This window comes from Streptomyces sp. NPDC059477 (assembly GCF_042749375.1).
Taxonomy (GTDB): Bacteria; Actinomycetota; Actinomycetes; order Streptomycetales; family Streptomycetaceae; genus Streptomyces.
In genome coordinates, this window is the sequence record NZ_JBHYUG010000032.1 from 41,366 (window position 1) to 65,188 (window position 23,823).

The 23,823-nt window shown below is 71.1% G+C and carries 23 protein-coding genes, 1 tRNA gene and 2 pseudogenes; 14 read left to right on the forward strand and 12 right to left on the reverse strand.

Annotated features, from left to right (window positions below):
• Positions 1-76: 76 nt before the first annotated feature.
• Entirely contained in the window at positions 77-1,081 is a 1,005-nt protein-coding gene (locus ACFXAZ_RS18335; protein WP_384591706.1) for a DUF3068 domain-containing protein, read from the reverse strand.
• Between the two features lie 368 nt (positions 1,082-1,449).
• On the opposite strand from ACFXAZ_RS18335, the gene ACFXAZ_RS18340 reads away from it, so the two are divergent.
• Positions 1,450-2,832 carry a glutamate decarboxylase gene (locus ACFXAZ_RS18340; RefSeq protein WP_384591709.1) on the forward strand — a complete coding sequence of 461 codons (1,383 nt, stop codon included), beginning with the start codon at positions 1,450-1,452 and terminating at the stop codon, positions 2,830-2,832.
• Positions 2,833-2,859: 27 nt separating this feature from the next.
• Here ACFXAZ_RS18340 and ACFXAZ_RS18345 read toward each other — a convergent pair whose 3' ends face one another.
• The 3 genes from ACFXAZ_RS18345 to ACFXAZ_RS18355 form a co-directional block, all read right to left on the reverse strand.
• A complete protein-coding gene (locus ACFXAZ_RS18345) occupies positions 2,860-3,864 on the reverse strand; it encodes a Gfo/Idh/MocA family oxidoreductase (protein WP_384591712.1) in 1,005 nt (334 codons plus the stop codon).
• Between the two features lie 69 nt (positions 3,865-3,933).
• Positions 3,934-4,710: an SDR family oxidoreductase gene (locus ACFXAZ_RS18350; protein WP_384591715.1), complete on the reverse strand. Its 777-nt coding sequence runs from the start codon at positions 4,708-4,710 to the stop codon at positions 3,934-3,936.
• A 36-nt stretch (positions 4,711-4,746) separates the two neighbouring features.
• The gene (locus ACFXAZ_RS18355) at positions 4,747-5,916 is read right to left on the reverse strand and encodes a phytanoyl-CoA dioxygenase family protein (protein ID WP_384591718.1); all 1,170 of its coding nucleotides are present in this window, start codon (positions 5,914-5,916) and stop codon (positions 4,747-4,749) included.
• Between the two features lie 113 nt (positions 5,917-6,029).
• Here ACFXAZ_RS18355 and ACFXAZ_RS18360 point away from each other — a divergent pair, with 113 nt between their 5' ends.
• On the forward strand, positions 6,030-7,106 hold the full coding sequence (locus tag ACFXAZ_RS18360) for a LacI family DNA-binding transcriptional regulator (RefSeq protein ID WP_384591721.1): 1,077 nt from the start codon (positions 6,030-6,032) through the stop codon (positions 7,104-7,106).
• On the opposite strand, the gene ACFXAZ_RS18365 is transcribed toward ACFXAZ_RS18360, so the two are convergent.
• Positions 7,054-8,247, reverse strand: a complete 1,194-nt coding sequence (locus ACFXAZ_RS18365) for a Gfo/Idh/MocA family protein (RefSeq protein WP_384591810.1) — start codon at positions 8,245-8,247, stop codon at positions 7,054-7,056. The two genes, ACFXAZ_RS18360 and ACFXAZ_RS18365, sit on opposite strands and share 53 nt — an antisense overlap.
• 238 nt (positions 8,248-8,485) lie before the next feature.
• Between ACFXAZ_RS18365 and ACFXAZ_RS18370 the strand changes: the two genes are divergently transcribed.
• Complete coding sequence (locus ACFXAZ_RS18370) at positions 8,486-9,520, forward strand: LacI family DNA-binding transcriptional regulator (RefSeq protein ID WP_384591724.1); 1,035 nt, start codon at positions 8,486-8,488, stop codon at positions 9,518-9,520.
• Between the two features lie 77 nt (positions 9,521-9,597).
• Here ACFXAZ_RS18370 and ACFXAZ_RS18375 read toward each other — a convergent pair whose 3' ends face one another.
• From ACFXAZ_RS18375 to ACFXAZ_RS18385, 3 genes are all read right to left on the reverse strand, one after another.
• Complete coding sequence (locus ACFXAZ_RS18375) at positions 9,598-9,942, reverse strand: cupin domain-containing protein (RefSeq protein ID WP_384591727.1); 345 nt, start codon at positions 9,940-9,942, stop codon at positions 9,598-9,600.
• A gap of 185 nt (positions 9,943-10,127) precedes the next feature.
• Positions 10,128-10,466, reverse strand: coding sequence for an SCO4225 family membrane protein (locus ACFXAZ_RS18380; protein ID WP_384591730.1), 339 nt, complete (start codon positions 10,464-10,466; stop codon positions 10,128-10,130).
• 83 nt (positions 10,467-10,549) lie between these two features.
• Complete coding sequence (locus ACFXAZ_RS18385) at positions 10,550-11,470, reverse strand: DMT family transporter (protein ID WP_384591733.1); 921 nt, start codon at positions 11,468-11,470, stop codon at positions 10,550-10,552.
• Between the two features lie 68 nt (positions 11,471-11,538).
• On the opposite strand from ACFXAZ_RS18385, the gene ACFXAZ_RS18390 reads away from it, so the two are divergent.
• Genes ACFXAZ_RS18390 through ACFXAZ_RS18400 form a run of 3 tightly spaced genes read left to right on the forward strand, consistent with a single transcriptional unit; the run spans position 11,539 to position 13,487 of the window.
• A complete protein-coding gene (locus tag ACFXAZ_RS18390; RefSeq protein WP_384591736.1) occupies positions 11,539-12,402 on the forward strand; it encodes a LysR family transcriptional regulator in 864 nt (287 codons plus the stop codon).
• 54 nt (positions 12,403-12,456) lie between these two features.
• A complete protein-coding gene (locus ACFXAZ_RS18395) occupies positions 12,457-12,816 on the forward strand; it encodes an ArsR/SmtB family transcription factor (protein WP_382687173.1) in 360 nt (119 codons plus the stop codon).
• On the forward strand, positions 12,813-13,487 hold the full coding sequence (locus tag ACFXAZ_RS18400) for an SRPBCC family protein (protein WP_384591740.1): 675 nt from the start codon (positions 12,813-12,815) through the stop codon (positions 13,485-13,487). The genes ACFXAZ_RS18395 and ACFXAZ_RS18400 overlap by 4 nt, the downstream gene beginning before the upstream one ends.
• Positions 13,488-13,641: 154 nt before the next feature.
• Here the strand turns inward: ACFXAZ_RS18400 and ACFXAZ_RS18405 are convergent, their stop codons facing one another.
• Positions 13,642-15,867: a hypothetical protein gene (locus tag ACFXAZ_RS18405; protein WP_384591743.1), complete on the reverse strand. Its 2,226-nt coding sequence runs from the start codon at positions 15,865-15,867 to the stop codon at positions 13,642-13,644.
• A 177-nt stretch (positions 15,868-16,044) separates the two neighbouring features.
• Positions 16,045-16,902: an alpha/beta fold hydrolase gene (locus ACFXAZ_RS18410; RefSeq protein WP_384591746.1), complete on the reverse strand. Its 858-nt coding sequence runs from the start codon at positions 16,900-16,902 to the stop codon at positions 16,045-16,047.
• 99 nt (positions 16,903-17,001) lie between these two features.
• Between ACFXAZ_RS18410 and ACFXAZ_RS18415 the strand changes: the two genes are divergently transcribed.
• Complete coding sequence (locus ACFXAZ_RS18415; protein WP_384591749.1) at positions 17,002-17,412, forward strand: winged helix-turn-helix transcriptional regulator; 411 nt, start codon at positions 17,002-17,004, stop codon at positions 17,410-17,412.
• A 223-nt stretch (positions 17,413-17,635) separates the two neighbouring features.
• Here ACFXAZ_RS18415 and ACFXAZ_RS18420 read toward each other — a convergent pair.
• Positions 17,636-17,887: pseudogene (locus tag ACFXAZ_RS18420) on the reverse strand (5,10-methylene tetrahydromethanopterin reductase); the annotation flags it as partial.
• Between the two features lie 5 nt (positions 17,888-17,892).
• On the opposite strand from ACFXAZ_RS18420, the pseudogene ACFXAZ_RS18425 reads away from it, so the two are divergent.
• Positions 17,893-18,084 (forward strand): annotated as a pseudogene (locus tag ACFXAZ_RS18425) (site-specific integrase); the annotation flags it as partial.
• Positions 18,085-18,191: 107 nt separating this feature from the next.
• On the opposite strand, the gene ACFXAZ_RS18430 reads toward ACFXAZ_RS18425, so the two are convergent.
• A tRNA-Pro gene (locus ACFXAZ_RS18430) sits at positions 18,192-18,265 on the reverse strand.
• Positions 18,266-18,595: 330 nt separating this feature from the next.
• Here ACFXAZ_RS18430 and ACFXAZ_RS18435 point away from each other — a divergent pair.
• The 6 genes from ACFXAZ_RS18435 (at position 18,596) to ACFXAZ_RS18460 (ending at position 23,559) form a co-directional block, all read left to right on the forward strand.
• On the forward strand, positions 18,596-19,669 hold the full coding sequence (locus ACFXAZ_RS18435) for a glycoside hydrolase family 5 protein (protein ID WP_384591751.1): 1,074 nt from the start codon (positions 18,596-18,598) through the stop codon (positions 19,667-19,669).
• A gap of 195 nt (positions 19,670-19,864) precedes the next feature.
• Positions 19,865-19,990 (forward strand): putative leader peptide, encoded by a 126-nt coding sequence (locus ACFXAZ_RS18440; protein ID WP_384591754.1) that lies wholly within the window; start codon positions 19,865-19,867, stop codon positions 19,988-19,990.
• A gap of 181 nt (positions 19,991-20,171) precedes the next feature.
• Entirely contained in the window at positions 20,172-21,071 is a 900-nt protein-coding gene (locus ACFXAZ_RS18445) for a glutathione S-transferase C-terminal domain-containing protein (RefSeq protein WP_384591757.1), read from the forward strand.
• Between the two features lie 224 nt (positions 21,072-21,295).
• On the forward strand, positions 21,296-21,445 hold the full coding sequence (locus tag ACFXAZ_RS18450) for a hypothetical protein (protein WP_384591760.1): 150 nt from the start codon (positions 21,296-21,298) through the stop codon (positions 21,443-21,445).
• Positions 21,446-21,643: 198 nt separating this feature from the next.
• Entirely contained in the window at positions 21,644-22,636 is a 993-nt protein-coding gene (locus ACFXAZ_RS18455) for an amino acid ABC transporter permease (RefSeq protein ID WP_384591763.1), read from the forward strand.
• Positions 22,633-23,559 (forward strand): amino acid ABC transporter ATP-binding protein, encoded by a 927-nt coding sequence (locus ACFXAZ_RS18460; protein WP_384591766.1) that lies wholly within the window; start codon positions 22,633-22,635, stop codon positions 23,557-23,559. Before ACFXAZ_RS18455 ends, ACFXAZ_RS18460 begins: the two co-directional genes overlap by 4 nt.
• Positions 23,560-23,823 lie beyond the last annotated feature (264 nt).

Below are 23,823 nucleotides of genomic sequence, written 5' to 3' on the forward strand. Positions count from 1 at the left end.
GAGTCGGCGCCGGATCGGCATGACGCCGGCGTCGGATCATCACGACGCCGGCCGGGGCCCGGACCGGGCGGCACCCTCACGGACGGCCCGCCGTGACCTCCCCCTCGGTCACCGGCCGTACCTCGTCGGTGTCGTCGTCGCGCCCCCGCCACCGTCCTCGTACCAGCCGGAAGACCCCCGCGGCGGTCAGCAGCAGGCCCGCCGACGCGGCGGCGACCGGGGCCGTGAGCCCCACCGCCCGCAGCTGGCCGCTGTCCGCCTCGGCGCGGTCCACCGCGAACTGCTGGGTGGCGGCCGTGAAGGCGAGCTTCTTCACATGGAGCAGGGTCACCGCGTCCGCCTCGGAACCCGGCGCGCGCAGGGTGCGCCGGGGGCCGAGCTGGGCGTAGAGGGTACGGCCCGTGGCCTGGTCGACGATCAGCTTGATCCCCTCATTGGAGTACCACTCCTCGGCCATGACCTGCGGTGTGTCCGGGAGCCCCACCAGCGCGCCCGGGACCTGGCGGGTGCCGACCTTCATCGGCGCGACCTCGCCGGTGAACACATACCCCTCGTAGCCGCGCACCTTCTGGGTGTCCTGGTAGGAGAGCATCACCGTGGTGTCACCGGTGCTGTCCCACCAGCGGTAGGCGCGCTTCTCCACGTCGAACGGGAACTTCAGATACGCCTCGCCCTCGTGGTACGGCTGCTCCTCGCAGCAGTGCACGGGCTCGTTGGTGCGCCGGTCGGTGACCCAGCGGGCGGTGGAGAAGTCCAGCGCGTCGTGCGGGTCGGCCGCCGGGAGCGACTTCTCGGTGTCGACGGTGGTCACCACGTCCCACACGGCGTTCCCGCTGCGCTCGCTGTCGGCCACGTCACCGCGCACCCGCTGGGTGACCGTGATCGGCTGGTCCTCCAGCGTCTCCGTCTCCGCGATGTCGAAGTAGCTGCCGGTGCCCTCGTAGACGGCGGTCACATCGATGTCGATGGGATTCACCGCCGCGCGTGGCTTCACGTACCACACCAGCATCGGCGCCAGGACGAGCAGGAACACACCGATGCCCAGCAGGACCAGGGAGAGGGGTGAGGCACTCCGGCGCATCCGGTACTCCCGTTTCGATACTCGACGACTCGTTCTACTGCCTACTGCCTACTGCCTACGGCTCTGCGACCTGCGGCCTAAGACCTGCGGCCTAAGACCTGCGGCCTAAGACCTGCGGCCTACGGCCTACGGCTCTGCTGCTTTTCGTGCGATCGCGCCATCGCTCGACTCCGCCCGCAGACCGTAGGAGCAGTCAGGGGGGCGCGTCTACGCACGTGGGTGACAAAACGGCGCCGAACGAGGCCGGCGGACACCCCCACCGGCCCGCAGCCACCGGGAGACCGTCCGACCCTCGTCCGGGTGCGTCCCACGGGCGTCCCGTGGCGGCCTGTGCCAGATTGCGTCGGGGGGAGGACGCGGAGGAAACCATGGCCCTGCACCAGACGAACCGCGACGACGAGGTGCCCTTCGACGACGTCTACTCGCTGCCCATCAGCGGGCGCGAGCTGCCGAAGTACCAGGTGCCCCGAGGGGTGTCCGAAGCCCGCGCGGTCAAGGCGCTGATCCACGACGAGCTGACCCTGGACGGCAACGCCTCGCAGAACCTGGCCACGTTCTGCACCACCTGGGCCGAGGCCGAGGTGCACGCCCTGATGGACGAGTGCCTCGACAAGAACATGATCGACAAGGACGAGTACCCGCAGACCGCCGAGATCGAGAACCGCTGCGTCCATATGCTCGCCGACCTGTGGAACTCACCCGAGGGCGCGCACACCCTCGGCTGCTCCACCACCGGCTCCAGCGAGGCGTGCATGCTCGGCGGCCTGGCCCTGAAATGGCGCTGGCGCGAGCGGCGCCGCGCGGCCGGGAAGCCCACCGACCGGCCCAATATCGTCACCGGCCCGGTGCAGGTCTGCTGGGAGAAGTTCGCCCGCTACTTCGACGTCGAACTGCGCCAGGTCCCCCTGGAACCGGACGCCCTGGGCCTGCGCGCGCACCAGCTCCGCGACCACGTCGACGAGAACACCATCGGCGTCGTCGCCATCCTCGGCGTCACCTACACCTGCGTCTACGAGCCGGTCGCCGAGATGGCCGCCGAGCTCGACCGTATCCAGGAGGAGACCGGCCTGGACATCCCCATCCATGTCGACGGGGCCAGCGGCGCCTTCGTCGCCCCCTTCCTCCAGCCCGACCTGGTGTGGGACTTCCGGCTGCCCCGCGTCGCCTCGATCAACGCGTCCGGCCACAAGTACGGCATGGCCCCGCTCGGCGTCGGCTGGATCGTCTGGCGCGAGGCCGATCTGCTCCCCGACGACCTGGTGTTCCGCGTCGACTACCTCGGCGGCGACCTGCCCACCTTCGCCCTGAACTTCTCCCGCCCCGGCGGCGAGGTAGTCGCCCAGTACTACAACCTGCTGCGGCTAGGTCACGAGGGCTACGCCCAGGTCCACGGCTCCTGCGCCACCACCGCCCAGATGCTGGCCGGCAAACTGCGCGACATGGGCCCCTTCACCGTGCTGCACGACGGACAGGAGGCGCTCCCGGCCGTCTCCTGGACCCTCACCGACCCCGCCTCGACCGCCTTCACCCTGTACGACCTCACCGACCAGCTGCGCCGCCGAGGCTGGCAGGTCCCGGCGTACCCGCTGCCCGCCAGCCGCGAGGACACGGTGATCGCCCGGGTCCTGGTACGGCACGGCATCGGCTACGACAAGGTGGTGCTGCTGGCCGAGGACATCCGCAAGGCGGTCGAACTGCTGTCGGCGGGCCGGGCGGCGCATGTGGCCGAGCAGCCGGGGTTCCACCACTGAAACAGCCCGGGTTCCACCACCGACGCGTCAGCTCATCCGCACCTCGTCGATCCGCACCGGCCGCCGCTCGTGCAGCGACAGCGTGCACGCCTCCGCGATCCAGCCCGCCTCCAGCGCGTCCGCGACCGTGCACGGGGAGGGCCGGGTGCCCGCCACCACCTCGGTGAACGCGGTCAGCTCGGCCCGGTAGGCGGCGGTGAACCGGTCCATGAAGAAGTCGTAGGGCACCCCCGCCGGGAAGGTCACCCCGGGCTCCACCGAGCGCAGCGGCAGCCGGTCCTCCCAGCCGACGGCGATCGAGTCGGTGAAGCCGTGCAGCTCCATCCGTACGTCGTACCCCCGCCCGTTGTGCCGGCTGTTGGACACCACCGCGAGGGTGCCGTCGTCCAGGGTGAGGACCGCGCCCGTGGTGTCGGCGTCGCCCGCCGCCCTGATGTAGTCGGCACCCCGGTTGCCGCCGGCCGCGTACACCTCGGTCACCTCACGGCCGGTCACCCAGCGGATGATGTCGAAGTCGTGCACCGAACAGTCCCGGAAGATCCCGCCCGACGCGGCCACATACGCGGCCGGCGGCGGCGCCGGGTCCAGCGTCGTCGACCGTACGGTGTGCAGGGCGCCCAGCGTGCCCCCGCGCACGGCCTCCCGCGCGGCGATGAACCCGGCGTCGAAGCGCCGGTTGTACCCGATCTGCACCGGCACGTCCGTGCCCGCGACGTCCTTGAGGACGCCGACCCCCTCGGCCATCGTGCGGGCGACCGGCTTCTCGCAGAACACCGGTACCCCCGCGTGCACCGCCGAGCGGATCAGACCGGGGTGGGCGTCGGTCGCGGCGGCGATCACCACACCGTCCACGCCCGCCGCGAGCACGGCCTCGGGCGAGTCCGCGACCTCGGCCCCGAACCGCTCGGCGGCGGCCTTGGCCGCGTCCGCGAACGGGTCGGCGACGACGAGCGACGTGACCGCGTCCAGTCCTGACAGGGTCTCGGCGTGAAAGGCGCCGATACGGCCGAGGCCGAGGATTCCGATACGCATACGGGGTGCAGCTCCTTGTGGGTGAGGGTCGTACGGTTTCGTTCAGGTTCGTTCAGTTCGTTTGGACGCTCAGTCCAGGCCACCCAGGACGTTCTGGTCCCAGTCGATCACCGACCCGGTCACCACGCCCGACCGGTCGGACAGCAGCAGGACCACGAAGTCGGCGATCTCGTCCGGGTGCCCCAGCCTGCCCAGGGGGAGCCGTTCGGCGGCCCGCTCGCGCCAGTCGTCGCCCGCGCCGTGGAAGGCGCGCTGGGTGGCGTCCTCGCCCTCCGTCGCGGTCCAGCCGATGTTCAGCCCGTTGATCCGGACCCGGTCCCAGCGGTGGGCGTGGGCGGCGTTGCGGGTGAGGCCGATCAGCCCGGCCTTGGCGGCGACATAGGGGGCCAGGAACGGCTGGCCGCCGTGCGCCGAGGACGTGATGATGTTGACGATCGTGCCGGGCGCCCCGCGCGCCACCATGTCCGCCACCGCCGCCTGCATGGTGAAGAACGGCGCCTTCAGATTGATCGCGACATGCGCGTCGAACAGCTCCGGCGTGGTGTCCAGGAGCGTGCCGCGCGAGGTCAGCCCCGCAGAGTTGACCAGGCAGTCGATCCGGCCGTACGCGGCGACCACCCGTGCCACCGACCCCTTGGCCTGCTCGGCGTCGGCCAGGTCGGCCCGTACGAACAGAGCCTCACCGCCCGCCGCCGTCAGCTCGGCCACCAGAGCCTCACCCGCCTCCGGCCGCCGTCCGGACACGCCGACGACCGCGCCCTCCCGGACGGCGGCCCGCGCGATGGCGGCCCCCACGCCCTGAGTACCGCCACCCACCAGGACGACCTTGTCGTCGAGAAGTCCCATGGTCCGCACCTTTCCTCTCGGCCTTCCTCTTCCCGCTCAGCTCGTACGGCGTTCGGCCGCCGCCCGCAGCGCGTCCCGCAGCGACCGCGGCGGCCACTGTTCGGCGAGGGCCCGCCGCACCAGATCCGCCTGCGCGGGCGGGGCGAGACCGTCGACCGGCTCGTCCCTGTCGAGGCTGGTGGGGAAGGGGTAGCCCTCGGCGCTCGCGGCGATCACGTTCGCCAGCCGCCGTTCGTCCATGCCGTCGGCGCGCCGCTGGAGCAGCACCGGATACACGGCGTTGACCACCGCCTCCCGGTCCACCGTCTCCATCGCCCGCCCGAACGCCGACGAGATCTGGAGCAGATTGGCCATCCGGCGCACCTCCCGCGAGCGATTGGCGCCCGCCGCGTGGAACAGCGCCGGATTGAAGAACACCGCGTCACCCTTGGCGAGCGGAATCTGTACGTGGCGCTCCTCGAAGTACGCCCGGAACTCCGGCCGCCGCCAGGCCAGATACCCGGGCTCGTACGTCTGCGAGTACGGCAGATACATGGTCGGACCCGTCTCCACCGGCATGTCGCCGTGCGCGACCGCGCCCTGGAGGGTGAGCGCGGGGGAGAGGCGGTGGACGTGCGCCGGGTAGCGGGCGGCCTGCGCGTCGGACAGGAAGCCCAGGTGGTAGTCCCGGTGCACGCTCTGCGCGGCGCCGCCGGGATTGACCACGTTCACCTGCGAGGTGACCTGGTAGCCGGGGCCGAGCCAGGCGTCCGACACCAGCGCGAGGACCTCGTTGGCGTAGTAGTCGGTGAACGCCTCGGGGTCGCGCAGGGCCGTCTTCTCCAGCGCGTTCCACACCCGGTCGTTGTCGCCGGGCCGGGCGAAGTGGTCCCCGGCGCCGCCGCCCGAGGCACGCTGCCCGGCGATCAGGGCCGTGAACACCGCCGAGAGCCGGTCCAGCACCGCCGCGTCGGCGAACGCCCCGCGGAACACCACGACGCCGGGGCCGTCGGTGAGGGCCCGGACCAGCTCGGCCTGGAGCGCGCGGCGATCGGCGGGCAGCCGCTCACCGTCGTACACCGGGACGTTCCGCTCCACGGACCGGGCGTGCGGGTGGGCGGCGGCGTCCGTGGTGCGCTCGACCAGGGCGCGGAAAGCGTCGAGGGCGCAGTCCCGGTCGGAGAACCAGGTACCGGAGGTGGTCGGGGACATCGCCGTCCTTTCCATGAGGGGGGGCGCCTTTTCCATGACAGGGGCCACGCGGCCCTGTCATTGTTGTCAGCACAAACCCCTCGAACAACCAGCAGGAAGCCATCAAAAACCCCTCAAGGAGTCGGCGTATGGGCCACCCCTTCCCGATCCGGGAGATCGCACGTCAGGCCGGGCTGAGCGAGGCCACCGTGGACCGGGTCCTCAACGGCCGCGGCGGGGTCCGGGAGAGCACCGCGCACGAGGTGCGGCGGGCCATCGCCGACCTCGACCGGCAGCGCACCCAGGTCCGCCTCGTCGGCCGCACCTTCATGGTCGACATCGTGATGCAGGCCCCCGAACGGTTCAGCACCGCCGTACGCGCCGCCCTGGAGGCCGAACTGCCCGCGCTGCACCCGGCGGTGCTGCGCTCCCGCTTCCACTTCCGCGAGACCGGCCCGGTCCAGGAACTGGTGCGCACCCTGGACCGGATCGCCCGGCGCGGCTCGCAGGGCGTGATCCTCAAGGCGCCCGACGTCCCCGAGGTCACCGAGGCGGTCGGACGGCTCACCGCGGCCGGCGTCCCGGTCGTCACGCTGGTCACCGACCTGCCCGCGAGCACCCGCCTCGGCTATGTCGGCATCGACGACCGCGCGGCCGGGGCGACCGCCGCGTACCTGATGGGCCAGTGGCTGGGCGACCGCCCCGGCAACATCCTCACCAGCCTCAGCAGCGGTTTCTTCCGCAACGAGGAGGAGCGCGAGATGGGCTTCCGCGCCGCCGTGCGGGCCCGGCACCCCGAGCGGATCCTGGTCGAGATCACCGAGGGCCAGGGCCTGGACGCCACCCAGTACGAGCTCGTACACGCCGCCCTGGAGCGGGATCCGGACATCCGGGCCGTCTACTCCATCGGCGGCGGCAACATCGCCACCCTGCGCGCCTTCGCCGACCTCGGCCGCGACTGCGCGGTGTTCATCGCCCACGACCTCGACCACGACAACACCCGCCTGCTGCGCGAGCACCGGCTGTCCGCCGTCCTCCACCACGATCTCCGTACCGACCTGCGCGAGGCGTGCCACCAGGTGATGCGGGCCCATGGCGCGCTGCCGCCCGCGGGCCCCACCCTGCCGTCCGCGATCCAGATCGTGACGCCCTTCAACATGCCGCCGGCCGCCCCTACGCCTCCAGGACGTCAGCCGCCCCCACTTCTGGCACCTCCGGCACGCTGACCCACACCCCGCGCCGCGCCGACCGCTCCATCGTGTCCAGGAGGACCGCACCGCGTACGGCGTCCTGGAGCGTGGCCCCGTACGGGGTGTCCTCGGCGATCGAGCGCAGGAACCGGTACGCCTCGATCACCTTGAGGTCGTCGTAGCCCATGGCGTTGCCCGCGCCCGGCTGGAACGCGCCGAACTCGCCCGCGCCCGGACCCACGTACACCGTGCTGACCGGCTGGTCCTGATAGGCGGCGCCCCGGCTCACGCCCAGCTCGTTCATCCGGCGGAAGTCCCAGAAGACCGCGCCCTTCGTGCCGTGCACCTCGAAGCCGTAGTTGTTCTGCTCGCCGACCGAGACCCGGCACGCCTCCAGCACGCCCCGCGCCCCGGAGGCGAAGCGCAGCAGACAGCTCACGTAGTCGTCGTTCTCGACCGGGCCCATGGCGCCGCCCGCCGCCCGGGAGTGGCCCGCCGTGGCCCCGGCCGGACGCGCCCGCTCGGGCACGAAGACGGCCGTGTCGGCGGTGAGGGCGGTGATCTCGCCGAGCAGGAACCGGGCCAGGTCGACGCCGTGCGAGGCCAGATCGCCGAGCACCCCGCTGCCGCCGCGCGCCCGCTGGTAGCGCCAGGTCAGGGCGGAGTCCGGATGCGCCGCGTAGTCGCTGAACAGGCGGACGCGAACATGGGTGACCGTGCCGATCCCGCCGGAGGCGATCAGCTCACGGGCCGCCTCCACGGCGGGCGCGTTGCGGTAGTTGAAGCCCACCGTGCCCTGCACCCCGGCCTTGGCCACCGCGTCGGCGACCGCCCGCGCGTCCTCGGCGTTCAGCCCGACCGGCTTCTCGATCCACAGGTGCTTGCCCGCCTCGGCCATCGCGACGCCGATCTCCCTATGCAGGAAGTTCGGCGCGGTGACGCTGACCGCCCGTACCCGTGGATCGGCCGCCACCTCCCGCCAGTCCCGGGCCGTCCCGGTGAACCCGAACTGCCGCGCCGCCTCCTCGGCCCGCCCCGGCACCTCCTCCGCGACCAGCACCAGCTCCGGCCGCAGCGCCAGCTGCGGGAAGTGGTGCCGGACCCGGGCGTACGCCTGGGTGTGCACCCGGCCCATCCAGCCGAAACCGACGACGGCGACACCGCACGCTTCCACCATCATGGCCACCTCTCTTGGACCGGTCCAGAAACTCGCCGGCCCCGATCAGCACCATCCTGGCCGGAACCGCACCGGCCACGATCAACACTATCCAGGCCGGAACCGCACCGGCCACGATCAGCATCATCCGGGCCGGTGTCAACCCTCCCCGAGTATCGCCTCAGCCCTCGACCGGGCTCCTCGCCGGCCTTCGCTTCGGCCCTTTGACAACCCGTGTGCCGCATGGAACGGTCCATCCATGCCTCGACCGCCGACCATCCGCGATGTCGCCTCGCACGCCGGAGTCTCCAAGTCGCTGGTCTCGCTGGTGCTGCGCGGCTCCGACCAGGTGAGCCCCGAACGCCGGGACGCCGTGCTGCGGGCCGTACGCGAACTGGGCTACCGGCCGAACGCCGCCGCCCGCAGCCTCAGCGAACGCCGTACCCGCACCATCGGCGTGCTCCTGAACGACCTGCGCAACCCATGGTTCGTGGAACTGCTCGATGGCCTGAACTCCCTCCTGGACGCGGCGGGCCTGCACATGCTGCTCGCCGACGCCCGCCTCGGCCGCCGCGCCGGGCACGACCTCACCGGCCCGTTCCTCGACCTCGGCGTCGACGGCCTGGTCGTGGTCGGCACCCTGCCCGACCCGGCCGCCCTCGACCCGGTGGCCGGCCGGCTCCCGCTGGTCGTCGCGGGCGCCCGCGAACCGGTCCCGGACGGGGTGGACCTGGTCGCCGGTGACGACGAGACGGGCATCCGGCTGATCACCGAGCATCTGATCGGCCTCGGCCACCGGCGCATCGCGCATCTCGCCGGGTACGGGGCGGTCGGCGCCCTGCGGCTGCGCGGCTTCGAGGCGACGATGCGGGCCCACGGACTGGCCGGGGGAGTGCTGGTCGAGCCCTGCGACCTCACGGAGGAGGGCGGTCACCGGGCGGCCGTCCGGCTGCTGGCCCGCCCCGACCGCCCCGACCGCCCCACGGCGATCCTCGCCGCCAACGACATCGCGGCCGTCGGCGCGCTCTCGGCGGCCCGGGACCTGGGGCTCGACGTGCCGGGGCAGGTGTCGGTGGCGGGCTACGACAACACCAGCATCGCCAAGCTGCGGCACGTATGGCTGACGACGGTCGACAACGCGGGCCACGAGATGGGCCGCCGGGCGGCCCGCTGCCTGCTCGACCGGCTGGAGACACCGACGCCCGGGGCCACGGGCCGGCTGCACCTGACGGCGCCGCGCCTGGAGATACGCGGTACGACCGCCGGGCCGGGGACCGACCGCCAGGGGCGGTGAGGGCCGCCCCTGGCGCTCAGGGCCTGACGGTCAGGAGGCAGCGACCGGAAACGAACAATCGGAGACTGATCGAACGATCAGAGATTGATCGAGTACACCTTCCGCAAGGTCTCGTGCACGGTCCACGTCGTCCGGTCGCCCGCGCGCAGTACCGCCAGGTCGCCGGGGCCGACCGTCAGCGTCGGCCCGTCCTCGAAGTCGATCGTGGCCGACCCGCTGAGCACGACGAAGAGTTCGTCCGCCTCGGTGTCGGTGACCACCCCGGGGGTGATCTGCCAGATGCCGCGGAGCTGTCGGCCGTCCTGCGACTCCCAGACGACCTTGCCGGTCACCTCGGGGGTACCGGAGACGATCTGGCCGGGGTCGAGCGGCTCGGGTTCGAGAACGGCGTCGGGGACGTGCACGGCGAAGCTGTGGTTCATAGGGCGACCCTAGTCAGCGGCGCGCGGCGGCGACCTGGACACACTGTCCGCGATCGACCCCCGCCGCCGGACACTCCGTCACCCGGCCGGCGGACTGATCACCTGATCACTCCACGACCCTCCGACCCTCTGACTGCTTGATCACTCGGTCATGTTGATCACTCGGTCAGGCCATGCCACCGATCTCACTGCGTCCGCATCCGCCGGGCGCCCCCCGACTTCGGCCCCCGCCCCCGCAGCAACTCGAAGCACGTACCGATCACCAGCGACTGCACCAGCGCGGCCACGGCGATCCCCGCGCCGTACACCGCCGTCGGCAGCTCCGTCTCGGTCGCGGCCAGCGGCATCACACCCAGCAGCGAGGTCGGGGCGGTGAGGAAGACGGGCCAGACGCCGATGAACCCCGGGTCGTCGCTCAGCAGGACGACCCCCGCCGTCACGGCGACCGACGCGCCGACGGCGCTCAGGTACACCGCCGAGGCGGGATTGGCGACGGCGAAGCGGAACAGCGTACGACGGTCCATCAGGACTCCCCGGGTGCGTGGCACGGCGTGGTCAGGTCTCCATCGTCCGCCCGGGGCGTGGGCCGGGTCGTGAGTAGCCGTACTCAGATCGTTTCTGTTCGTTCGCGCCCGCGCGGCACGGCCAGGCTGAGTACGTTGGCGATCACGATCGCCCCGATGCCCGCCCACTCGGCCACGCCGAGCCCCTGCCCCAGCACCATCCAGCCGACCACCGCGGCGAGCAGCGGATTGACGCTCATGAACAGCCCGAAGGTCTGCGCGGGCACCCGGCGCAGGGTGAACAGATCCGCCAGATAGGGCACCGCGGACGACAGCACCCCCGCCACCACCGCACACCCCAGCGCCCCGGCGGTGGGCGGCCGGTGGAGCACCACCAGCACCCCCACCGGCAGGAACATCAGCGCCGAGACCGCCGCCGCGGCACCGGACCCCTGCGCCCCGGGCAGCCGCCTGCCGACCGTGCGGTTGAGCAGGATGTACGACGCCCAGCAGCAGGCCGCCAGCAGGCCCAGGCCCAGGCCCAGATGGTCGGCGGAGGGCCGGGGCCGCATCAGCACCAGCACGCCCGCCGCCGCGATCAGCGCGCAGCACGCGTCCAGCCGGCGGCGCGCGGCGGCCAGCGCTATGGCCAGCGGTCCGAGGAACTCCAGGGTGACGGCCAGCCCGAGCCCGACCCGGTCCACGGCGGTGTAGAGGCTGAGGTTCATCGTCCCGAAGACGACCGCCAGCAACAGCACCGGCCACCACTGCCCCCAGGTGAACTCCCGCAGCCGTGGCCGGCCGACGGCGAGCAGCACGGCGGCGGCCACGTACTGCCGAACGGCCACCACCCCGACCGGCCCGAGCACCGGGAAGGCGAGCGCGCCGACGGCGGCCCCGAACTGGTTGGACAGCCCGCTGCCGGTCATGATGACCACCCCGGCGAGCCGCCCCCGGGCGGAGCCGGACGCCGGGGGACGCGGGACACGCCGCGCGGCCCGCGCGCGTACGGCAGAAGGACGCATCCCCCGATCGTGCGCCCGCCGGACACATGCGCAAAATGCATGGGACTGACGATCTATACGCTGGACGTATGGATCATAGGGATCTGGAACTGCGCCAACTGCGCTGTCTGGTGGCGATCGTGGACGAGGGCGGCTTCACCGACGCGGCCCACACCCTCGGCGTCTCCCAGGCCGCGGTCTCGCGCACCCTGGCCGGGCTGGAGCGGTCGCTGGGCGTCCGGCTGCTGCGGCGGACCTCGCGCGAGGTGGCGCCGACGCCGACCGGGCTGCGGGTGGTGGCGCACGCCCGCCGGGTGCTCGCGGAGGTGGACGACCTGGTCGGCGAGGCGGCCTCGGGGCGTGTCCGGCTGCGGATCGGATACGCCTGGGCCGCGCTCGGCCGGCACACCGTGCCCTTCCAGCGCCGCTGGAGCGCCGCCCACCCGGAGACCGAACTGCACCTGGTGCGCGCCAACTCGCCCACGGCCGGCCTGCTGGAGGGCACGTGCGAGGTCGCGGTGGTGCGCAGACCGGTCGACGAACGGCGCTTCGGCTCCGCGCTCGTCGGCCTGGAACGCCGACTGTGCGCGCTGCCCGCCGGTGACCCGCTCGCCCGCCGCCGCTCGGTGCGCCTCGCGGACCTGTCCGGGCGCCGGCTGCTGGTCGACCGGCGCACCGGGACCACCACCCCCGAACTGTGGCCGCCGGACGCCCGTCCGCAGACGGAGGAGGTCCACGACGTGGACGACTGGCTCACGGTCATCGCGACCGGCCGCTGCGTGGGCGTCACCGCCGAGTCCACCGCCCACCAGTACCGGCGCCCCGGCGTCGTCTACCGCCCGGTGCGCGACGCGGAACCGGTCGCCGTACGCCTGGCGTGGTGGCGGGACGACCCGCACCCGGCGACACCCGCGGTGATCGAACTGCTCAGCACGCTGTACCGCACCGCCTGACCCCCACCTCATTCACCATCCACTTATATAAGCGACGGGTGATACTGTATGCCCATGCACGCCTTCGATGTGCTCGGCGACCCCGTGCGCCGCCGGATCCTGGAGCTGCTCGCGGACGGCGAGATGACGTCCGGGGCGGTCGGCGAGGTCATCCAGGAGGAGTTCGGCATATCGCAGCCGGGCGTCTCGCAGCATCTGAAGGTGCTGCGGGAGAACGGTTTCGCGACGGTACGCCCCGAGGGCACCCGGCGCCTGTACGCGGTGAACTCCGAGCCACTGCGGGACGTCGATGTCTGGCTGGACCGTTTCCGCCGCTACTGGACGCCCCGACTGGACGCCCTGGGCACCGAACTGGCCCGCGGCAGACGCGAACGCCGCCTGCGCGGCGAGGAACCACCGAGGAGTACCCCGTGATCGATGTGAACCACCAGATCAACACCGTGCACCGCACGGTCGGCAAGCGCGTCTTCAAAGCGGGCGAGGCGCGGATCGTCACCATCGGCCAGTCCTACGACGCCCCGCTCGACGACGTCTGGGACGCCTGCACCAACCCGGAGCGGCTGCCCCGCTGGTTCGCCCCGGTCACCGGCGACCTCAAGCTCGGCGGCCGGTACGCGGTCCAGGGCAACGCCTCCGGCACCATCGAGCGCTGCGACCCGCCCAAGGGCTTCTTCGCCACCTGGGAGTACGGCGGCGAGGTCAGCTGGATCGAACTGCGCCTGACCCCCGAGGGCGACGAGCGCACCCGCTTCGAGCTGGAGCACATCGCCCATGTGGACGAGGAGCGCTGGGCGCAGTTCGGCCCCGGAGCCGTCGGCGTCGGCTGGGACCTCGCCGTCATGGGCCTCGCCCTCCACCTCGGCGGCGCCCCCGCCGTCGACCCCGCCGCCTTCGAGGCCTGGGGCGCCTCCGACGAGGGCAAGTCCTTCGTCACCGCCGCGAGCGAGGGCTGGTACGAGGCCAACGTCGCCTCCGGCGAGAGCGTCGAAGCGGCCCGCGGCGCGGCCGACCGCACCGCCGCGTTCTACCGGGGCGAGGGCCCCGGCCACGAGCCGGAGAGTGCCGGACCGGGCACGGACGCCTGACCCGCGAGCCGCCGCCCCACCACCCGACGAAGGGCCTCACAAACTTCCACCCGTGAGGCCCTCCGACACCGTCGGACCTCAGGATTTGAACCTGCGACCCCTTGACCCCCAGGAGCGCGAGTCACCTGGATTATCCATACATAACGGAACATCCTCACTGGGTGCCGTGGCGGCGTGCTTCTTCCGCTTTGCTCTGCAGATCGTGGATGATCCGCCACCATCGCCGGGAGCCATGGGTGTACCGGTTCTCCTCGCCGATGGGATGCCAGTCCGCCAGTTCGCTCAGCCGGGAGCTGAGCACCTCGACGTCAACGCGGTCGTAGCGGCCCCGCCCGGTGTCCAGCTGCTGAGCGATGTGGTGGAGACGGTGTGCCGCACGGTAGTAGGAGAGCTGGGTATCGGTCAGTCTGCGCGCCGCGTAGCCGCCACACTTGCTGCACCAGTCGAAGTCGTCCCGTGCGGCCAGATCCGAGACGGTCAGCAGGTCGTCCCCGGCGACGACACCGCGCTCGCGGGAGTGCCGGCACAGTGGCGAGTGGCCCTTGCCTTCGTACCGCGGATCAGCGTTCACGGCGTACACCTGGACTTCGGCCAGGACACCCAGCGGAATCCCGCTGCCGCCGCTCCACCGGTCCTCGGTGGGCTGTTCGAACGGTTCGAGGTCCAGCTGCCTGTCGGTGAGCAGCCCCTGCCACACCGCGTGGGGCAGAGTGCGGGCATGTCCGTCGCGGTCGTGTCCGCCATCGAGGGTCCGCAGGTCGGGGACGCCGCGGGCCATGGCGAGGAGGCGCAGGTTGCGTTCCCTGTCGCGGTCGTCATAGGCCAGCCAGGCAGCGCTCCGCGCCCCTGCGGCGAGACCCAGTTCCGCACCGAACCGGGGGTCCTGCACGTCGTGAACGTCCTGGGGCCAGATACCGCCTTCCGATGGGGGCCTCGGTCCGACCTCCGCCACCCATGGCTCGATCACACTGGCGGGAAGGTCCGAGGCACCAGCGACGATGGCACCCTGCCAGCCCTGGGCAAGCCGTGTCTCCACGACGGCCAGGGGCAGAGTCTCGACCCCGCCGCTGGGTGAGAAGACAATGTAGAACGGTTCGGTGTGGGGCACGGCCGTGTGCAGTGCACGCAGGTGGTCCCCCGTGACGGGGCGCCGGTCGAAGACGGGCGTGTCGTCGAAAATCCCGGGCCGGATATGGCTCGGTCGCCTGCTCGTACCGGCAGCCGCCACCCGGTCCTCCCCCTCGGCGTGAGTGCCAGCGTCGACCATGCCTCCGTGAGCGGTGAGCCGGTCGGCGACAAGGGCAGGGGCTCGGAGTGTGACGGTACGGCGTCCCCAGTCGGCATCGGTGAGGCAGGTGACCAGGGCACCGATGGTCCACGGGTCCAGCGCGTCGAGGAAGCCGCCATCGCCCCGGCGGGTGCGCTCGTTCCGGATCTCCGGCAGCCGGACGGTCACCAGCCGTGCGGGGGCGGAGCTCTCAGCAGCAGCGGCACGGGCCTGTTCCTCCCAGGACCCGACGAGGGCCTGAGCACCGGCGAGGGCTTGGTCGTATCCCTTCCGGTTGCTCCGCATCCGAGGCAGGAGGCTGTGGGCGATGTACGAGCGTTCGCGGGGGTCGTCCCAGCCGCGCTCGGCTTCGCTGCGCCACTTGTGCCACAGCTTCCTCAGTTCGCCAGCGATCTCCTGGCTCTTGCCGAGCACCGTGAACGCCTGATCATTCACCGGAAGTTCCGGATCGTTCATCCCGGCCACCGCGGCGGCGGCCAGAAGCCCGTCCGGATCGACGAACTGCGCCGCTTGCGTCCGCAGGGTCTCCAGGTACCGCTCCTTCAAGGCCAACTTGGGCTTCGCCCACTCCTCCAGCCAGGGAAACCTGGTCGCGGTGGCCTGTGCCCGGTGCAGGCTTGTCGCCGCGCCGCGCCACGTGGAAAGCACCAGGTCCCGAAGCTGTTCGGCATCCTCACGGACCTCCCGCTCGTCAAGGACCTCTTCCCCGTCTTCATCCGCGTCCTCGGAGGGAGAACGCAGAAGACCAGCCGCAGCCCTCACCTCCTCTTCATCCCAGCGCTCGTCCTCGTCAGGCGCCGTGTACGACTGCAACTGATAGAGAAGCCCAGGTCCACCGAGCGACTCCAGAAAGACACCGAGTCCAGTCGTCGGCCGCGCCCAAGAACCCCACTCCGCACAGCGGGCGCACATGCGATTGACCATCGCCGCGTCCAACGGAACCCGAGCCACAACCACCTCGCTCGTGCGTAACTGGGTACAGCTCGTCGAGGCGTGCAGCTTGGCATTCCTGCCTTTGGCCGAGTAGGCCGTGACCACTGTTCCCTCGAACGGACCGAGCGGGACATCAGCGGTCAGCGCGTGATCGCGCACGGAACTCCCCTATCCTCGTGGGCTTGCGAGCCTAGGCCCAGGCACTGACAGCGCCGCTCGTTCGGGGCCTTCCGCTGGTCCGCGTGCACCGAGACGCCCAAGGCGCGTCGCGTCACTGTCGTTGATGCGCCTTCTTCGACCTCGCCGAGACACTCATCACGGTGTGCAGCGCTCCCGTCACTTCGGCAGATGCGCGGAGAGAAAGGGAGCAAGGAGTGCGAACAGTGCGTCGGGGCGGTCGAGGGGGATGATGTGGCCGCAGTCCTGGAGATGGTGTCCGACCAGGTCATCGGCGATGGGACGGAGCTGGCCTTCGAGCCCGGTGCCGACGGGGTGGGAGCCGATGGCCATGGTGGGCATGGTCAGCCGAGCCGTCGCGACAGCTTCCTGGATCTGCTGGGCGCTGGTGGGCAGGGCCCGGTAAGAGGAGAACGCGCAGCGCAGGGCCTCGCTCCCGGTGTACGCGTGGACGAAGGCCGCACGGATGTCGTCGGGTACTCCTCGCCCGAGCGTCCCCGAGTCGAGGAACCAGTCGATGTACGGGGCCTCGTTGCCGGCCAGGACGGTCTCGGCGAGGCCGGGGACGGCGTGGAAGCCGAACCACCACGGGGCGCCGCCCGCGACGACGTGTTCTGCTCCGGGCAGGCGGCCGAGCAATGCCTCCATCACGACCAGGCACCGGACGCGGCCGGGCCGGCGCAGCGCGAGCAGGACGGCGGGGGCGGTGCCCGCGTCGATGCCGACCACCGCTGCCGAGGGCTCGCCGAGTGCGTCGAGCAGCCCTTCGGCGTCGGCGGCGAGGGTGCCCGCGTCGTACCCCTCGACGGCACGTGCACTGGCACCGAAGCCTCGAAGGTCCGGGGCGATGACCCGGTACCGCCCAACCAGTCGTCCCATGATGCCGCTCCAGAGTTGCCAGGTGTGCGGGAAGCCGTGCAGCAGGAGAACCGCAGGTCCCTCCCCGGCGATTGCGACGTTGAGTTGGACGCCGTTCGTCGTGATGCGGTGCAGGTGGTGTGCGGTAGTGGCGGGCATGACAGCTCCTCGGATGGTTACCATTGGTGACCATAAAACGATAGGTAACCGTCCGCCTGCTTCCTAGACGGCACTTTCAGGGAAGGTGGTGAGCCACAGGTGACCAACCGAGGTGCCGGGGCCGCTGGTCGTGGGGTATGCGGCGATCTGTTCGATCCGCGGTGTCCGACGCGGCAGCTGCTGGACCGCATCGGCACGAAGTGGACGTCCATGGCTGTCAAGACGCTCGCCGATGCCGCACCGGACGAGGTGCGCTTCGCGGAGCTGAGACGCCGGATGCCCGGCGTCTCGCAGAAGATGCTGTCCGTGACGCTGCGAAGCCTGACCCGCGACGGGCTGGTGTCGCGCCGGGTCGAACCGACCGTGCCGCCGCGGGTCTTCTACCGACTCACCGGACTCGGGCTGTCATTGGAAGGAGCGCTCGCGGGACTGCGGACCTGGGCGGAGGAGCACATGGCCGAGATCGACCGCGCCAACGAAGCCGCCGACCAGGAGGCCGATGAGGGGTAGGCCGGCCGGTTCCGCGCTCAGCGCCGGTGGCTCGGGTACTCGATGCAGTCGGCATCGCCGCCCTGGCACCACGTAGCGGATGTCGCCGACGCAGTGGCCGGCGACGAAGGACCTGGTGAAGGACGACGGGGAGATGGTGTCCGAGAACAGCATCTCCCGGTTCCGCCCGGAGCATGCCAAGATCCTCAATCCGACCCTCGACGGCACCCATCCGCGATGGCTCTTATCCGAAGGCGGGCATGATCCGGTCGTGGATCAGCTGGAGCTGTTCGCGGGCTCCGGGGATCTGGGGCAGGTCCCGTCCCGTGAACGCGTTCACCAGGGTCCGGTCGGTGACCGCGCAGATCATGTGGTTGACGCCCGACGGCTGGATCTGGGTACGGATCTTCTCCAGGCATGCCTCGGGCGTCCCCGACACCGACAGCCGCTCGGCCACCTCCGGGGAGGTCAGTTCGATGCCCCTGGCCAGGTCCCCGGTGCTGGTTCGCCGACGCCGGAGTCCAGGTCCACGTCCTGCGCAGGATCGCAGGCCACGGATCACTGACCACCACCCGGCGCTACCTCCACCCGGACGTCCACAAGATCACCGCCGCCGGAGCGGCGCTCTCCGTACACCTCAGCGTGCTGCGCGCACCATGCACGCTGCCGAGCCCCATCGTCATGACCCGCTGACCCGCTGACACCGGTCAAGGGCTCTGGTCCCCAACTGGTTCCCAGGAACGATCAAGGGCCGGTCTCGGATCTCTCCGAAACCGGCCCTGATCTGCGACTGTCTCCAGTCGGGACGACAGGATTTGAACCTGCGACCCCTTGACCCCCAGTCAAGTGCGCTACCAAGCTGCGCCACGTCCCGATGCCTGCCGCGCGTATCGCGCGAACGTGCGGATCAAGACTACCCCATGTGCAGGGCGCGTCCGGCCGCTGATCAGCCGCGCCGCGCGGACCATAGCGGCGTGCCCGTGAACGACACTCCCGCATCCCGCCGGTCCCCAACACCCCGTACGTGCATCGGCGTCACGCCCCTTGCTCCCCTCGGTCCCCGCTGCTATCTAACTGTTAGGAAAGTTTCCTTACGAACCGATCGCGACTCGACCGCGACCCGACCGTGAATCAACCACGCGTCGAGCATGCGTCGAGCACGGGACGAGCACGCGTCGAGTTCGCCACGACCGAGACGGAGATCATGGTGATTCCCCCACGCACCACCCGGTCGCGCCTGTGGGCGCGGTCCGCTCTCCTCGCAACAGCCCTGACGGGCGCGCTCCTCACCCCCCATGCCGCCGCCGCACCCGGCGACCAGGGCGCCGTGCCCCCCGGCACCCCGGTCGGCATCAACGGCCGGCTCGCGGTCTGCGGCACCAAGCTGTGCAACCAGTACGGCAAACCCATCCAGTTGCGCGGCATGTCCAGCCACGGCACCCAGTGGTACCCGCAGTGTCTGACCTCCGGCTCGCTCGACGCCCTCGCCGGGGACTGGAACGCCGATGTGCTGCGCGTGTCGACGTACGTCCAGGAGGGCGGTTACGAGACCGACCCGCGCAAGTTCACCGACCTCGCCCATCGGCTCATCGAGGACGCGACCAGCCGGGGCCTGTACGTGATCGTCGACTGGCACATGCTCAGCCCCGGCGACCCGCACTTCAACCTCGCCCGCGCGCGTGCCTTCTTCACGGAGATCGCGAACCGGCACAAGGACAAGCCCAACGTCCTCTACGAGATCGCCAACGAACCTTCCGGTGTCTCCTGGAGCACCATCAAGTCCTACGCCGAGCAGATCATCCCGGTGATCCGGAACATCGACTCCGACGCCCCCGTACTGGTCGGCACCCGGGCCTGGTCCTCGCTCGGGGTCTCCGAGGGCGCCAACGAGAACGAGGTCATCGGCAACCCGGTCAATGCCGCCAACATCATGTACACGTTCCACTTCTACGCGTACTCGCACCGCGACGAGTACCTGAACACCCTCTCCCGCGCGGCGGACCGGATCCCGGTGTTCGTCACCGAGTTCGGCACCCAGAACTACGCCGGTGAGGGCGCCAACGACTTCGCCATGTCCCAGCGGTACCTCGATCTGATGGCCGCCAAGAAGATCTCCTGGGTCAACTGGAACTTCTCCGACGACGGCCGCTCCGGCGCCGTCTTCAAGACCGGCACCTGCAACGCGGGCGGCCCCTGGACCGGCATCGCCCCGCTGAAACAGGCCGGTGTCTGGATCCGTGACCGCATCCGGACCCCGGACGCCTTCCCGACCGGCTGACCCGAACGGCCCCGTACACACCCCGTACATATAGGGCACCGCCCCGGACCGCGCACCCCCCCCGCGCGCTCCGGGGCGGTGCCCTTTGCGGACTCTGTGTCCATGGACCGAGACCGGTTCGTGGACGTGGTCTTGACGCCGGGCTGGGGGCGATCGACACTCCCCTAGGGAATCCTAGTGAACGGGTAGGGAATCATGGGGCGCCTTGAGCCGGTGACCAGCCGAGCGAGCCGTAGGCCTCGGCGCTCACCCCTGCTCACCTCCCGCCGGCACATCGATCTGCTGCGCGTGTGCAGCGCGATCGGCCGCAGACGGAGCTGACTCCCCGGCCTGCCGGGCCGTACGCCGGTCCTCCGTCAAGGGTCCGCCGCATTTGGTGCTAGTGGGTCCAATTCCTTTAATTTCCTCAGATTCAACCCATTCCCCCCATCCACTCCTCTTTGTTCCCGCTCGTGTCCCGTCCGCCGCGCGGACCTCCGCGTGCCTGATCCCGGGGAGACCCATGACCGTCACACCGCCCGCCCCCCTGCGCATCTCCACCCCCGGCACCCCCGCCTTCCGGGGCCGCATCGGACGTGACGCCCGCAGCGGGCACTACGCCGTCCCGCGCCGCTACCGCCTCCATCTGAGCACGGCCGACCCTGACGGGCTGCGGATCGCCGTCACGCACACCCTGCTCGGCCTCGGCGACAGCTGTCCGGTCTCCCTGCTGCCCGCCGTCCCCGACTGTCCCGGCGGCGGTCACGCCGCCCTGCGCCCGCTCTACGAGGCCACCGCGCACCGCTACACCGGGCCCGCCCTGGCGCCCGTACTCGCCGACGACTGGTCCGGCCGGATCGTCAGCGGGCACGCCCCCGACATCGTCCGCGACCTCGCCCGGCACTTCGGCGCGAACCGCCCCGGCCTCTTCCCACGCGAACTGGACGCCGGAATAGCGGAGGTCGAGCGGCTGTGCGCCGAGCGGATCGACGCCGCCGCCCAGGACGCGGGCCGGGCCGGCGCCGACGACCAGGAGCGGGCGGCGGCCGTGGAGACGCTGCTCGACGCGCTCGCGCGCCTGGAGCGGCGGCTCACCGCACAGCCGTATCTGATGGGCGACCAGCTCACCGCCGCCGACGTGGTGGTGTGGGTCACTCTGGTGGAGCTCGACATCGTCCACCGGCACCACCTCGACGCCGCCGTGGTGCACCGCATCGCCGAGCATCCCGCGGTATGGGATTTCGCCCGCCGACTGACCGCCCACCCGGCCTTCGCCGCCCATCTCGACCTCGACGGCATCTCCCGCCGCCACCAGGCCCACTGCCGGGGCCTGGAGGCCGCCGGAGCCGCCGTTCAGATCCTGGACTGGGCCGCCCACGCGGCGGATGCGGACGATGCCCGGGTGCGGGCCGACCGCCCCTGATACCGTTCCACACCGTGGACCGGCATTGACATATGCCCGGCCCACACCCTTAACTTTCGGGCACCCACCTCGATTTCGGACACCAGTGTGAATCCGAGGTCGAGGTGAACCGGCACCCCCGACCTCCGGGACGAGGCGTGACCCCACACCACGACGGGCCCTTTTCCGGGACCGGGACGACAACGGGCCTCTCCACGGGGCCGGGACGACAAAGGACGACCGACATGCGCGCAGCGACCCGGACGGCCGTACGCCGCTCCGCCGGCCGCGTCCGCCCGCGCGCCGACCGTCTCGTCGCCGACCGCGCCGTCGATCTGCTCCGCGTCAGCAGCGCACTGTGTACCGCACCGGGCCGAGCCCGCTGCCGGGGCTGACCACCACCCCGCGACCACACCCCGGCCCCGCACCCGACGCACACCCCCTTCCCGGTGTGCCGTCCCCGCCCGCGCCCCCGGTCCAGTGCCCCCCGCGCCTCCCCGCCCGTACCGCCGTGCCGCACCGGCCCGCCGACGCGACGCGGTGACGCGCGGCCCGCCGTGGCCCCGGGGCCTCCCTCCCAGCCGGAGTCCACGATGAGTGAACCCCCAGGCGCCGGTGTGTCCCTCGCCGAGGCGAAGTCCACGCCGCCACCAGCCGAACCCCCGTCACCACCCCTCACCGCCCAGCGGGTCCAGCCGCTGCGCCGGCCCGGACGCTGGATCGCCACCGCGATCGTCCTCGTCCTGGCCGCCCAGTTCCTCCACGGGCTGGCGACCAATCCGTTCTACCAATGGGACCGCTTCGGCTACTGGTTCCTGCGCCCCACCATCCTCGACGGACTCCTGATCACCCTCGAAGTCACCGCCTACAGCGCGGTGTTCGGGCTCCTCGGCGGCATCGTGCTCGCCCTCGCCCGGCTCTCCAGGAGCCCGGTGCTGCGCGCCGTCAGCTGGACCTACATCTGGGCCTTCCGCTCCATCCCGCTGATCGTCGTACTCCTGTTCCTCTACAACTTCAGCGCCCTCTACCAGACCCTCAGCCTCGGCGTCCCCTTCGGCCCCGCCTTCTTCACCTTCGACGAGTCCCAGCTCGGCACCGACATGGTCGTCGCCATCATCGGCCTCAGCCTCAACGAGGCCGCCTACGCCGCCGAGGTCGTCCGCGGCGGCATCCTCTCCGTCGACCAGCGCCAGCACGAGGCCGCCTCCGCGCTCGGCCTGCCCAAGCGCTACCAGTTCCTGCGGATCACCTTCCCGCAGGCCCTGCGCTCCATCACACCGAACTACGTCAACCAGCTGATCGGCCTGATCAAGGCCACCTCGCTGGTCTTCTACGTGTCACTGCTCGACCTGTTCGGCACCGCCCAGACCATGGGCGCCACCTACCCCGGCGACATCGTCCCGCTGCTGATGGTCGTCACCGTCTGGTACCTGATCCTGACCAGCGTCGTCTCCGTCATCCAGTTCTACGTCGAGCGGTACTACGCCCGGGGCGCCACGCGCACCCTGCCGCCGACCCCGCTGCAACGCCTCCGCGCGGGCCTGCGCGAGGTACGCGAACGTGCCCGCAGGGAGACCGCCGTATGACCGCCGAGACCGCGAGTGCCGAGAGCCTGACCTCCAAGTCCACGAAGCTCTCGAAGTCCGCCCAGTCGTCCCAGGTGTCCGGGACCGTCGAGGCGTCCGGGACCACCGGGACCTCGGCGGCCGAGGGGACCGCCCCCGCCGCCCTCGACGCCCTCGCCGTCGAGCCCGCCGCCGTCCAGGTGCACGGTGTGCACAAGTGGTACGGCACGCACCGCGTCCTCGACGGGATCGATCTGACCGTGCAGCCCGGTGAGGTGGCGGCGATCCTCGGCCCGTCCGGCTCCGGCAAGTCCACGCTGCTGCGGACCATCAACCACCTGGAGAAACCCGACATCGGGTACGTCAGCGTCAACGGCGAGCCCATCGGCGTACGCCGGCAGGGCGAGCGGCTGAAGGAACTGAGCGAGCGGGCCATCCTCGTCCAGCGGCGGCGGATCGGTTTCGTCTTCCAGAACTTCAACCTCTTCCCGCATCTGACCGCGCTGGAGAACGTGGCCGCCGCGCCCGTCGCCACCGGCCGGCTGGCCAAGGCGGCGGCCGACGAACTGGCGCTGTCGCTGCTGGACCGGGTGGGGCTCGGTGACAAGGCGGGCGCCTATCCGCGGCAGTTGTCCGGCGGGCAGCAGCAGCGCGTGGCCATCGCCCGCGCCCTCGCCCTGCGGCCCGGTGTGATCCTCTTCGATGAGCCGACCTCCGCGCTCGACCCCGAACTCGTCGGGGAAGTGCTCGCCGTGATCAGGGACCTGGCCACCAGCGGCACCACCCTCGTCGTCGTCACCCACGAGATCGGCTTCGCCCGCGAGGTCGCCGACCGAGTCGTCTTCCTGGACGCCGGCCGGATCGTCGAACAGGGCTCGCCCGCCGAGGTCCTGGACAACCCGCGACACGAACGCACCAAGGACTTCCTCAGCAAGGTGCTGTGAATCGGCCAGGTGCTGTGCATCGGCGAGGTGCTGTGCATCGGCGAGGTGCGGCGCATCGGAGAGGTGCGGCGCATCGGAGAGGTGCGGCGCATCGGAGAGGTGCGGTGAAGACGCCTTTGCCGACGCCCTCACCAACGACGTTCATCAGCGAAGTCCACCGAGTCCACCGAGTCCGTCGAATGCACCGAGTCCATCGAATCCGCCGAACTCATCCAATCCACCGGACTCATCCAATCCGCCGAGTCCATCCAATCCACCGAATCC